At 54.0% G+C, this 12,007-nt stretch carries 7 protein-coding genes; 4 read left to right on the plus strand and 3 right to left on the minus strand.

All coding sequences use genetic code 11. The annotated features are described in order from the left end of the window. Positions 1-33 precede the first annotated feature (33 nt). Positions 34-627, minus strand: coding sequence for a hypothetical protein (locus tag AC0L7I_RS02775; protein ID WP_473398011.1), 594 nt, complete (start codon positions 625-627; stop codon positions 34-36). 738 nt (positions 628-1,365) lie between these two features. Between AC0L7I_RS02775 and AC0L7I_RS02780 the strand changes: the two genes are divergently transcribed. Beyond that, positions 1,366-3,273 (plus strand): DUF262 domain-containing protein, encoded by a 1,908-nt coding sequence (locus AC0L7I_RS02780; RefSeq protein WP_473398012.1) that lies wholly within the window; start codon positions 1,366-1,368, stop codon positions 3,271-3,273. Positions 3,274-3,362: 89 nt separating this feature from the next. Here the strand turns inward: AC0L7I_RS02780 and AC0L7I_RS02785 are convergent, their stop codons facing one another. Together AC0L7I_RS02785 and AC0L7I_RS02790 are read right to left on the minus strand one after the other, a co-directional pair. Beyond that, on the minus strand, positions 3,363-4,208 hold the full coding sequence (locus AC0L7I_RS02785; protein WP_473398013.1) for a DUF4357 domain-containing protein: 846 nt from the start codon (positions 4,206-4,208) through the stop codon (positions 3,363-3,365). Further along, a complete protein-coding gene (locus tag AC0L7I_RS02790) occupies positions 4,186-7,575 on the minus strand; it encodes a TM0106 family RecB-like putative nuclease (protein ID WP_473398014.1) in 3,390 nt (1,129 codons plus the stop codon). The genes AC0L7I_RS02785 and AC0L7I_RS02790 overlap by 23 nt, the downstream gene beginning before the upstream one ends. A 564-nt stretch (positions 7,576-8,139) precedes the next feature. On the opposite strand from AC0L7I_RS02790, the gene AC0L7I_RS02795 reads away from it, so the two are divergent. The 3 genes from AC0L7I_RS02795 (at position 8,140) to AC0L7I_RS02805 (ending at position 12,004) form a co-directional block, all read left to right on the plus strand. Then, a complete protein-coding gene (locus tag AC0L7I_RS02795) occupies positions 8,140-9,396 on the plus strand; it encodes a polysaccharide biosynthesis/export family protein (RefSeq protein WP_473398015.1) in 1,257 nt (418 codons plus the stop codon). Beyond that, on the plus strand, positions 9,393-10,766 hold the full coding sequence (locus AC0L7I_RS02800; RefSeq protein WP_473398016.1) for a GumC family protein: 1,374 nt from the start codon (positions 9,393-9,395) through the stop codon (positions 10,764-10,766). The genes AC0L7I_RS02795 and AC0L7I_RS02800 overlap by 4 nt, the downstream gene beginning before the upstream one ends. 80 nt (positions 10,767-10,846) lie before the next feature. Continuing rightward, the gene (locus AC0L7I_RS02805; RefSeq protein WP_473398017.1) at positions 10,847-12,004 is read left to right on the plus strand and encodes an O-antigen ligase domain-containing protein; all 1,158 of its coding nucleotides are present in this window, start codon (positions 10,847-10,849) and stop codon (positions 12,002-12,004) included. Positions 12,005-12,007 lie beyond the last annotated feature (3 nt).

Genomic DNA, 12,007 nt, shown 5'->3' on the forward strand with positions numbered 1-12,007 from the left:
GGCTCGCATTTTTGGGGCAATTTTCAGTCTTCCCTAACGGGCGTTCCGATGCTTCCCGACGAGCCGAGCATGTCGTTTGGATACCCGCTCATACTCGGTTCGAACGTAGTAAGGGAAATTGGTGGGAAAGGGCGCATACTCGACTACATCGAACCTCCTCTCCGCCGCACGACCGGATAGAATCGCCTCCCAGTTCTCGACGTGCGCAAGAAACTCGACGACCGTTTGGGGCATCGTCTTAGAGGTAAAGAGGTGGGCGTTGGTTTCGATGATTTCACGCATCCGTCGGTTGCTCGGTTGAAACACCGATGAGTTCCACACATCACTTGCTTGAGAATTCTCATCCGTCAGCTGTTTGCCGCCTACGACGCTGCCAACAAGCTCCGCGTTACCAACAGAAAACTTTTCATAAATAGCCTGGTTGGACTCCGTGATGGCGTAGAGCGGCCCGTAGAGAAACTGTAACTGGTCCTCTACGAATTGAATTCTAGCAGCTCTTCGATCAGCCATGCGATTGAGCTGCCCATTCGCAAGGAAGGACAACAGAACCAAGATCGCCCCGCCCAGCAGGTTTGTGCTTGGCAGGTCAAAACCTCCAAATAGCGCATTAAAATCCATACCGATCATAAGGCATCGAGCTACACAAACGGCAAGTGTTGACCCTCAAATCAGTTTCACGTTCGTTTCCTTCGAACCGCACTTGGTGCAGCGGAGAGCCTTCGAGGAAAGAAGCCTTCGGGAAGACCCTAAAGCCTCTGGTTTGAAGAGTTGAGGCTGCTTTCGCTCCAATTCCGCAATCTCCTTCGTTGAGAAAACTTTCTGGTGCCCGCAATTACCACACTTCGCCCATGTGAAGGATTTTCCGCGAGCTGGGGACGCCTCTCGAAGAGGGACGGGTGCAGTCGCTTCCTGATTCTTTCCTGTCTTTAGTGGTGTGTCGAAGGCTGGATTGCGGGTCGCCCCGCTGGCCCCGCCCCGGCGTCCTTGTGTTTGGTGCTGTCTCGCAACGTTACGGGTGTTGCCCGCCTCTGAAACGACAATCGACCCAGGAGTCGAAATGAAATACTCGTGGAGCAACCTTGTATTTGATTTTCGTCTAGCAAAAAGAATGTTGCCAGCCATGAATCCTAAGGCGAGCTCAATGAGCGTTACGAATCCCCAATGCACGCCAAAGGTCATTGTGAAGCCTGCTACCAAGAGCACTCCCCGCGCAATCGTTGACTTTGTCGTGAACGCTCCGATGACTGTTCCCACTAAGAAGACACCGATCGCGTAGTGCAGTTGAAACACGGTTCTCTCCAGTAACGGTGACTTGGGGAACTGAAAGGCGACTGCCATTCTTTACAGGTCGACAAATCGAACCTTTTGATAGTAGCTCAACCTGTCGATGAAAACAAAGCTTTCATCAAACTGGGGCCAGTTGAATACGAGGAATGGTTGATGCAGGTAAACGCTCTAAAACTTCAACATTTAATCGAACACGATGTTCAGTACCGCATCCCGCTTTACCAACGCCCGTACGTCTGGAACGAAGAAGAACAGTGGCAATATCTCCTGGCCGATTTGGTTCGCCTAGCAGAAGCCACCATTGATGGACGAGAAATTCCAGATCACTTCATGGGGCCTACTGTCCACGAAGTGATGTCCGTTCCACCTGGCACGCAACCAACTCGGTTGGTCATCGACGGCCAACAGCGACTTACCACGCTCCAGCTTATAACCAAGGCGTGCCATGACCTCTCGAAGTCAATCGGTTTCGACCGGTATTCGAACGCATTCGCGAGAATGGCCTTCAACGACCACGCCCTGAGCGAAGAGCCTGATGACAAATTCAAGGTGCTTCCAACCAATGCCGACCGAGACGCGTTTCGTGACGTCATGAGCGCTGAGAATCCTGAAACCATGCTCGCAAGCATGGGCTTCAAAGCGAATACCGCTTCAACTGGCAAACCAATTCCAGATGCCTATCTGTATTTTTATCGCAATATCCTGGATTGGGTCATGGAAGGCGAAATACCTGACAATCGATTGTCTGCCCTGCATGGTGCCATTTCCGGCCAGCTCGTCATGGTTGTCATCGAGCTTGGCAAGGACGATGACGCTCAAATGATCTTCGAAACGATGAACGCCCGGGGGGCGCCGCTTCTTGCAGCTGATCTGGTGAAAAACTCCCTGCTGAGCGAATTAGATCGGGAGGGCGCCAATCTCGAGAGATCATATCGTGTCTATTGGGAAGACTTTGACAAAGACAGCAACTTCTGGCGACACCAGATCGGAAGGGGCCATGCACGGAAACCACGATTGGAATTGCTCATGCAGCATGCAATCAGCCTTATCTCCCAACAGGAAGTCGTCCCATCCGAACTCTACTTATCGTACCGTCGCTATGCGGATAGTTCGGGGGCAGCATCAGCTGCCGATCGCCTAAAGAGATTCCAGTCCATTGGAAAAATTTACAAGAGGCTGGTCAACGGCGTTGAAGATTTCAAATTGCAGACATTTTTGTACCGTCTTGAAGCTATGGACACCGGGACGGCCTATCCATTTCTGATATCCATGCTCGAACATCATCCCGGCGAAACGGAGCTTCATGGACGAGTTACAGATCTGATAGAATCTTTCCTGGTGCGCAGAATGATTTGCCGACTGGATACCAGAGGATATAATCGACTGTTCCTCGATCTCGTTCAGTCGGCCGACTCTAAATCCGCTGATCTGCCGGGCGTCGTTCAAGCTCGGCTGCTGGAGAGCCAGGGCGATAACGAACGATGGCCAAACGACGCAGAGTTTCTGAACGCCTGGATGACGCTCCCAATCTACTCAAAGCTCACGCGCTCGCGCGTTCGGATGCTACTCGAGGCATTGGAAGAGGCGAAGAGAACGGCGAAAACCGAAGAGCGCCGTTGCCAACGTAATTTGACGATTGAACATGTACTCCCTCAAACGTGGGAAGAACATTGGCCGCTCGCAGAGGGGCCCGAAAAAGTCGCAGCTCAAATACGACGTGATGCTCATTTGCATTCGATTGGAAATTTAACGTTGCTCACAAATCGACTGAATATTGCGCAGCAAAATTACCCGTGGATGAGTTTTCTCAGTGTCCGCGGTCAACAGATTCCAGGCAAGCGATCAGCTCTAAACGAGCAGTCGGTTCTACTTCTCAACAGAGAGCTTGCCGAGAATGACAAATGGGATGACGATCTTATCGAACAACGAAGCGCGAATTTGTTCCAAACAGCGAAGCAAATCTGGGCGTATCCCGAATCTGTTTAGCTATTCGCCGATCCAAAGCTTTTCGGCGCCGACTGAGCCTTGGATAGTCTCCCATAGTTAGTTTTGCTGCACTACCGGGATGCGAGGATTCAGGATGGCATTCGTTCTGGAAACCCAAAAAACGTTCGGTGCTTATTCAAATAGACGCATTGCTGTGGACGGAATGGTCCAACTCTTTGGTCTGATAGATTCTGCAAGCCAAGTTTTTCCAATGTCGCGCTACTGCAATTGTCGCCGACTAGCACATCGCCATCGTCTGCGAATGAAATCCTGCCTCGATCAAACAAGCGATCTATCGTCGGCGTAAGAAGTAAACCATTATTGCCATCAAGTCGCTGTTGAGCCGTCTCGCACTCGCGCCAAGGCAGAATATGGCTAGCAATTAGAAGGTGCTCATCCTCGACACCTGTAACACGACACGCTCGCTCAATCGCCATCACATTTCTCCGAAACGTTCCTTGCCCTCGACGAGCTTGGATGAGCGATTGTCGCTCAGTTTCGCCAAGGGTGGAATCGTTCCTAATATTGCGCTCAATGTCATCCTCAGCGCTGTCCAACAAATCCGAACCTTCATTCGACAATTGGTCCGCCCAGCTCTTCAACGAGAGTCCCGTCGCAATATGAAACCATTTTTCGCGCCCACTGCAGTTGGAGCCCTGCACGACCCCCCCAGCTTGAGATGGACTATTAAACTCGAAATCTTCTTTGAATATATAGAGATCAGGATCTTCCGGATGAGGCGCCAAGATTCGCTTCGCGACAAGATCAATCCGCAACGCCTCTTCCCGCTTCTTATTCGCAGTACTTTGAGCGATAGCGGTAGACCCTTTGGCAACAATCATCCGCTCACCATCGAGCAGCCGTGCTGTTGCGTTTGCCGGTGGACGTTGAAAGCGAAAAATCTCCACTCGTTCAGTCATATTCTTTTTCTCCATGTAAGTTGGATTGTTCTGAATGGTTCAAAACCTCACAGAAAAAGTTTATCTGTTCCATCTGCTTGAGATCGGCGACCGCTGTCGTCGCAAGGCTGGGGTGGCCGACGACGATTGCGAGAGCTTGGGCCCGAGAGATCGCGACGTTTAAGCGGTTCTTCGAGAACAAAAAGTCGATACCGCGGGGGCTTTCCGATGCATCGGAAGTGCACATTGAAAGGATAACCACCGGCGCTTCTTGGCCCTGAAACTTATCGACTGTACCAACACGGGCGCCCGGTCCGAGAGCAGCTTTGAGCTTGTTGACCTGATAGTTATAAGGCGCAACGATCAGCATATCGTTTGGACCAATTTTTTTTGGCCTACCTTGCGCGTCCGGCCAAAGCTCTGCGCCGGTCAACTCACTAATCAAGACCTTGATCACCGCGACTTCCTCATCGCTCGCCTGTGTGTTGCCCTGATGCTCAACTGGCACAAAGCAGATGCCGGACTGTTTCTTTATCGTCGGTCCGTTGACTTTGATCACATGCTCTAGCGTCCTTGAGTTGGACCCGAGCCGGCCGTCATAGACCTGATCCGAAATCAGACCGCAAACGTCCGGATGCATGCGGTAGGTCTCGGGCAGAAAGACGCCAAGATCGTCTGGAATCGTCGCCTTGCCCTGAAGTAGAAAGTCAAGGATCGACTGGCCGCTGTTGCCTGGGTGGACACCTTGGGTTGGCTGGGACAGTTGCATCTGATCACCCATCAGCACAATGTTGCGCGTGGACTGGCTCATACCTATCAGGTTCGCGATCGAAACCTGGCCCGCTTCGTCGATGAACAGGTAATCGAACTCGCTTTCGACCGCTTCACTTGCGAATGCCCACGCTGTTCCACCTAGGCAGACAGTTCTGGGAAGCGAAACATTTTTTATGGTGCCTGCGTGTACAATGTCACCGCGTTCGAAGATGGGATCAGTCTGGTCGCTATGAACCTTGATCAGGCTCGCCGTGATGCCCTGCTGTTTGATATGATCCGCCACCCCCTCTAGAAGATTATTGATTGCCTTATGACTGTTGGAGGAAATCCCAACGCGCAAGCCGCGCCGAAGAAGCTCGCCGATGATATGCTTGGCAGTATAAGTTTTCCCGGCGCCAGGCGGACCCTGAATGCACAGATAACTCGAGTCGAGATTCGCGGCGGCCTCTATCACCTCCACCAAGAAGTCTGATTTGTTCTTCAAGATCGGGCCTTCGGTATTTCCCGTGATGTTGGGTCTACGGCGAGCCAGAAAGTCAGCGATAGCCCGCGGCTCGGCTGAACCACTCACTAGATTGTCGACAACATACTCGATGGCGCCAGGAATAGGTTTCGGATTGACGTATTCGTCCGGCAGTAGATTCATCCGTGATGGCAGGTCATTTTTCGAAGCGAAGCTGATAGTCCCTGTTTCAGGATCATATTCTTTAGTCGTCACTTTCATGAGATCTTGGTCAAGCACATAAAAACTTTTCGCCTTGCCTTTGAAGGGCTGGTCTACATCAAAGCGAAATTCGGAAATCGGATGGCCCCGCGTTGGCTTCCATGAAGGCTTATCTGTTCGCTCCACCCCTGCTATGCAGTCCATGTCGTCGTAAATTTCGTCCTCCGACCAACCCTGTCGATCGAAATATCGCCACCACATAGGCTTATGCTCTCGCCGATGAAACTCCAGCGACCACGCGAGCGTCTCAAGCATATCCGCAGCCCGTTTGTCCGTTTCATTCTCAGCCCTCAAGAGCAAGCGGTCCCTGAGAAGCAGCCTTTTGGTGATCTCCTCTCCAATTTCTTGCTCTCCGGCGCCAACCGGTCCGGCGAAAACGATCTCGTGTTTAGACTGCTCGTTGCGCAGCCACGCCGCCAATTCCTGCGTGCTGTTGCAATCGTCAATATTGTATTCTCGGATGGACTTAAGTACCTCCGAAGTCTGCCAAGTATCACCGTCCGGATTCTCGCGCCAAGCTTCATATACGAGAATACTGTCGGCCCCTGTCGCGACGTCAGTGGCGCGTTTGCTTCGATAAATGTGCTCGACACTCTTAATTGAGTAATTTGGGGTTCCGATGATGAGCCCCTGACGCACGACCGAAAATAGGTCAACGAACACGTGGTTGCGGAGCAGATTGTCGACCTGCTCTTCGCAAACGCCATAGCGTCCCATAAGGCGTCGAACGGCAGTCACCTCATAGGCCGCATAGTGATAGATTCGCATTGTTGGGTCGGAGCGCCACCGAGCGTAGACCCAGTCTATAAATCCGCTGAACGCAACCTTCTCTTGCTTTTCGTTGTGTGCCCAGAAATCACGGAACTGGCGTTGGCCCGAGTTGTCGAAGTAGGCAGCGCCCCAGAGGTATTCGAGCCCCCCTTCGATCATTGGGTAGCCCTCGATGTCAAAGAACACATCATTCGGGCTGGCAGGCGGCAGCAGCGACAAGCCTCGTGGAAGCGCGGAGTCATGCGGCAAAACTTCATAAAGTGGGACGTCTTCGGTCACCGAAGCCAGTTGCAGTGCTGCCTGAAACTTGAACCGGGTAAGCGTCTCATCGCCCATGCCTTGAACTTTTTGTAGTGGCGTCCGAGCGAGTTCGGTCAAGGTCGTGACCCCGGCGCGCTCCAGTGCAAGCACTTGCGAGCGACGCATATTTGCGACTCTCGAGAGATGATCGCGCTTCTCCAGAAGATCGGCCGCCAAATTGCTCCACCTACCGTGCGTGACACTTGCTGCTGGATCGGGTGTCGGTCCGTCGGTATCGTGGAAATCGAGGAACCGGTTCTTCAGGGACTGATAATAGGCGAAGTAGGATGCGACCCGGAGATCGACCTTGGTTCCGTCGCCTAGCACGACTGACATTCGTTCTGGCCTAAGCCCCTGCATGGCTTCCAGCATATCAACATAGCAAGCCAGCTGGATGGCGAAGTAGGGCTTCACCTTGTGGGATAACTTCGTGTCCCAAACTTCATAGTGGAAATCGCCGAACCAGGACTTCCCGGGGACTCTGACCAGAAAGTCCGCAAAGCCTGCAAAACGTCCCAGTGCAAGATAGCCTTGGGCGATGATCATCCGCCCAGCCTGCATCGCTTCAAGCGTCATCCGCGCGCGGTCATCCGGTTCGACGGTTTCGATACTAACGACGTCCCTTCCTGCAGCCGAAAGGTCATTTAGAAACTTCTTCTCGTGCGCATCCCCCTTCCGCTGAAGGTTCAGCAGCATTGGGTCGGCCTTGTCCATCAACTCCGATAGATATGGGTCAAAAAGGCGCTTGCGCTCCATTGCCGAAGCGAACGGAGATTCCATGAAGGTGATCAGGTCGGAAGGCGAGAACAAAATCCCGGTGTCGGTGAGTTTCACTTAAGAATCCCTCTTGGTCGGTTGTGGCGGCCGACCGACGCTGGTTACCGCGCCCGCCTGAAATCGCACTTGGGCGGGTCCGCCGAGATTCGTAACATCCGCTCAGTATTACGGCGAGAAATTCCGTGAGGCGCATGAATGCTCTTAGACGACATGGTGACACTGACAGGTACAAAGAAATAGATTTTAGAGATTGTACCCGAAAAACTAGACGCCCCCAACCATATGAATTATATGGAATTTATTGAGAACGAATTCGAGGGATCAGTCCTCTTCTGGCACCATGCCGCTCTCCGGAGCGGTTTTTTCTTGTCCAAAATCACCAATAAATACAGCAGAAATGGCCATTTCTGAGGCGATTTACGTCCGAGTTTGTCTGATGCATTTTGCAACACGTGTGCTGCGGGGCGCAAAAGGCGAAGATGCAATGTGCAGCAATCGCCCGCTTGTCTCGGCATAGCACACTGATTCTTTTGACAAAATATTCTGCGTTGAAAATTGCAGTACGTCGTCTGTCTAGTGAGGCGTTCGGAATTGTCGCAATTTTTCAAATCCAGGCAGAAGATGGGACATTTCCATCTGGCCGCTCTGCGCGCCGGCTTGGCGACGCTGTGCATGGCTGTTGTTGCCGGATGCGTGGGCTCATTCGACGTACCACGCAATCTGGCGGACATGCGGACGGAGGGGTACCAGGCCCAGCGTCAGCCGATGTCGGAAGAGCCCCTTGGCCTTCCATATACGACATCCGCCTATCAGAATGCCGGCCGGTGTGCAGATCTGGATCTGGCGCTATCAGCCGACAATGGTGGTGCACATATTCCGCTGCTCAGGGATGACGAGCTGATCCTGTCACCGGGGGACCTGGTCCGGGTCGAGATCGTGCGTGGCGAAGGATTCGAGGGAGAGTTTGTTGTCGCTCCGGACGGTTATATCCGGATGCCATACATAGGTGACGTGCCAGCGGGCGGCACAAGCCTGGAGGCGCTTGAGCATTCTGTTTCCAGGCTGCTGGTAGCAGGAGATTTCTTTCAACCTGGATTTGTGAGAACCAGTGTTTCTGTCCTTCACTGGGCTCCTGTGCAGGTGTCGGTGTCCGGCGCAGTTTTCCAGACAGGCAACGTCGTTCTGAATGAACGCAAGGCGGAAGATGAGTCCGCACCGAGACTGAAGGCGTCTGGAGACTTGGCTGTCCAGAGAACACTGTCGGCCGCCCTTGTCGCGGCGGCTGGCGTACGGCCGGACGCCGACTTGCGAAACGTAATTCTGGTGCGCGCCGGAAACCGCCGGATGCTTGATATGAGCGGCGTCCTGAATGGGGGGCGACTGGAGGATCCGCTTCTTGTGGCTGGCGATAGGATACATGTTCCGTCTCGGGAATGCTTTCAGCTTGCACTGGCACGTCCGTCGCGAATAACGCCGCCCGGCGTCCGGGTATTCATGTCCAATCTCACGCAGCCCGCCGCGTCCAATGGGGCGTCGGCGATTGGTCGGGAAGCGACTAGCCTGCCTTACGGCACGCGGTTTCTCCAGGGGTTGATATCGGCGAACTGTGTCGGAGGCACGCAGTCGACCAATGCGCGCCGTTGGGGCGTCCTGATTTCACGAAACCCGGTCACCGAAGAAAGCGAAGTAATCGCGCGGTCGATAGAGGACCTCGTCCGCCGGGCGGATCGCGATGACTTCAACCCGGTGCTTCTGCCCAATGACGCGATAGCCTGTTACGACTCTCACGTCACCAATGTCCGGGACGTGCTTTCGCTCGTACTGGGATCAACAGTGCCAGTCCTAAATGCCGCCCTTATCGGGGGGCTTGCAGAGTGAGATTCTGGCCCATCCTGACCGGTGGTCCAGCAGAAGGCAGATACCGGCGATACGCCTTCGTTCTGCTGGGTGGTTACGGCGCGATCCTGGCGATCGCACTTGCGTTTATCCTTTTTAGTCCACGTGTCTATGAGAGTGGCTTCACGATCATTTTGCCGGGCGCAGGCCCGTCATCCTCGGTAAACCTGGAATCGCTCGGGCAGGCTAGTAGCAATTCCGTCTCGCCCTTCGGCGACCACAGTCTGAGCCCCACCGAGAACTACAAGCGCCTTCTACAATCCTACCGATTACGCGGAATCGTTGCGGATGAGGTTGGGCGCTCAATTGCCGACACGCCGGCGCCTCAGGTGCGATTGGCGAACCAGACCAAGCTCATGTACGTGTCCCTGAAGGGCGCTTCAGGAGATGAAGTGAAGCGTCTTGCAGACGCATGGCTCGGCGCATTCGAACACCAGCTCGCTGAGTTGCGAGTGGAAGAGCAAGCTATCCGGGAAGAAGCATACCGCAACACGATCAGAAGATTCCAAACGGCGGTTGATGTCGCGCAGCAAAGCATCGTCGATTTTCAGACGGAAACTGGCCTGATGTCGTTGGAACAGTTTCAGCAGGAGGTGTCGCGTGGAAACGCGCTAAGGTCAGATCTGGTGAGTGCCGAAACGGAAGCATCCTCACTTCGCGGAGAACTGGATCAGATAACAGGGCTTCTCGATCTGACACCCGAGAAGGCCGCAGACTTTCTGACGCTCCAGTCAGATGCGAGCTTCCAGGCTTTGTCTAAAGCGTTGTCAGAGGTAGAAATACAGTACGCCGAGCTCTGCCGGATGTTTGGAATAAATCACCCCGATCTGGCGGCTGTCGTTGAGGAAATGGGGGGCTTAGGTGCGGCGCGTAATTCGCGGGGCAGGATGTTGATAGGCGCCAAGGCGTTCTCGCAATTTGAGGGAAGCCATTTCATTCAGTCCAGCGAGTTTTCCGGGTTGGCGGGAGAACTCCTGAATTTGTCTGCCGATTACGAAGGGGAAAGGCAGCGTCTCGAAACGATCCGCCGCCAGCTCAAGGAAAATCAGGTCAGCATTCAGGCGCTCGCCGAGCCGGCGGCGCGTCTTGAAGCCTTGCTACGTGTACATAAAGTTGCGGAAACAGTGCTGGCATCCGCTTTGGCGCGGATCGATTCGAATCGCACAGACATATTCGCCTCCTATCCGCTCACTCAGATTATTGAGACTCCAGTTTTGCCGGGCTCACCCGTCTCTCCGTCCAGGAAATTGGCAGCCCTTGGGGCGATTGCGACACTGTTTCTCTACACCATCGGACTGGTATTGCTTTGGATACGGCTTCCAATAATTCGCGCCCTGCTGAAGACCATATAGTCTTCTGGTCTCTCGCTGTCACCTGGCCGGTTTATGCCGTAGGGGGACTGTATGTGCTTGGGCCAGTACTCGCTGTAGCGTTGACAGGGCTGATCCTGCTTAGATCCTATCTGGCGGGAACCCGGCTGAACAATACCAAATTAGAACCGGTGCCAGTCGGAGTCTGGTTCTGGATCGCGGGCATGGCGCTCATGTTGATGGCTTTGGCGATAGCGCACATGAATCAGCGGCTTGGACTCGGTCAGACGATCAAGTCGACGATCGGATGGGCCAAGGGTTGGGCGCTTCTTGCCATGTTTCCGCTTGCTGGCGCCTGCCTGAACATTCGTCTGCAAACGATAATTGTCGCAGCCCGTGCTGTCGCTGCGGGAACACTGATCGTCACCCCCGCATTCATGCTGGCGCCGCTCCTGGGGATGCCGGAGGTGCTATACGTATCCCCATTCAAATTTGTCGGCGGTCCGGGGCCAGAGTTCTTTGCTGTCCAGCTTTACTCCATAGAACCCACAGACGGGTCGACGCGGCTGAGATACTTCACGCCCTGGTCTCCCGCAGCAGGCCTGATAGGAAATTTCTATCTTGTCTTCGCATTGGCGGACCGCAGCCGGTTTTGGAAGCTGATAGGGATCGTCTCAGCGGTCGCGATGATTGTCTTGTCAAAATCCCGGCTGGCTTTGGCCGTTGCGCTCATGGTCTGGCCTCTCACCATGGCCATCAGCAATTCGCGGAAACCGTCTTTGTGGCTGCTTGCGGCTTTTGGAGTCATGGCTCTTTCCCCGTTCGCTCAATCTCTTCTGGATATGCTCGAAGGAACACTGAATTCGGTGAAATCCATGCGGGCTGATTCCACCCGGGTAAGGGAGGCGCTTGGAGAAATTGCAGTGTACCGCTGGTGGACGGAGGCGCCCATTTGGGGGCACGGGATCGTGGAACGTGGTCCGCATTTTGTGGAGTTCATGCCGATCGGCAGTCACCACACCTGGTACGGACTGTTGTTCGTCAAAGGCGCGGTTGGTGTTCTGGCTTTGCTGGTGCCACTGATCTGGAGTCTGGCAGAGTTTGCGATATTGAGCATTCTGAAGTCTCGGGCAGGGCAGGTCGCGTTTGCAGTAACGGCAACGATGTTGCTCTACTCCGTTGGGGAAAACCTGGAGATTCTTGCCTATCTGATGTGGCCGGGACTTCTGGTCATGGGAATAGCGTTCTCTGAATGCCGCCGGCTTTCATCCATGCAGTAAGGC

The sequence above is a fragment of the Hyphomonas sp. J20-32 genome, assembly GCF_055808555.1.

Excerpts from the sequence above, each read along its gene's own strand:
- AC0L7I_RS02785 (WP_473398013.1), bottom strand. The coding sequence starts at position 4,208 with ATGGAGAAAAAGAATATGACTGAACGAGTGGAGATTTTTCGCTTTCAA.
- AC0L7I_RS02775 (WP_473398011.1), bottom strand. The coding sequence starts at position 627 with ATGATCGGTATGGATTTTAATGCGCTATTTGGAGGTTTTGACCTGCCA.
- AC0L7I_RS02795 (WP_473398015.1), top strand. The coding sequence starts at position 8,140 with ATGGGACATTTCCATCTGGCCGCTCTGCGCGCCGGCTTGGCGACGCTG.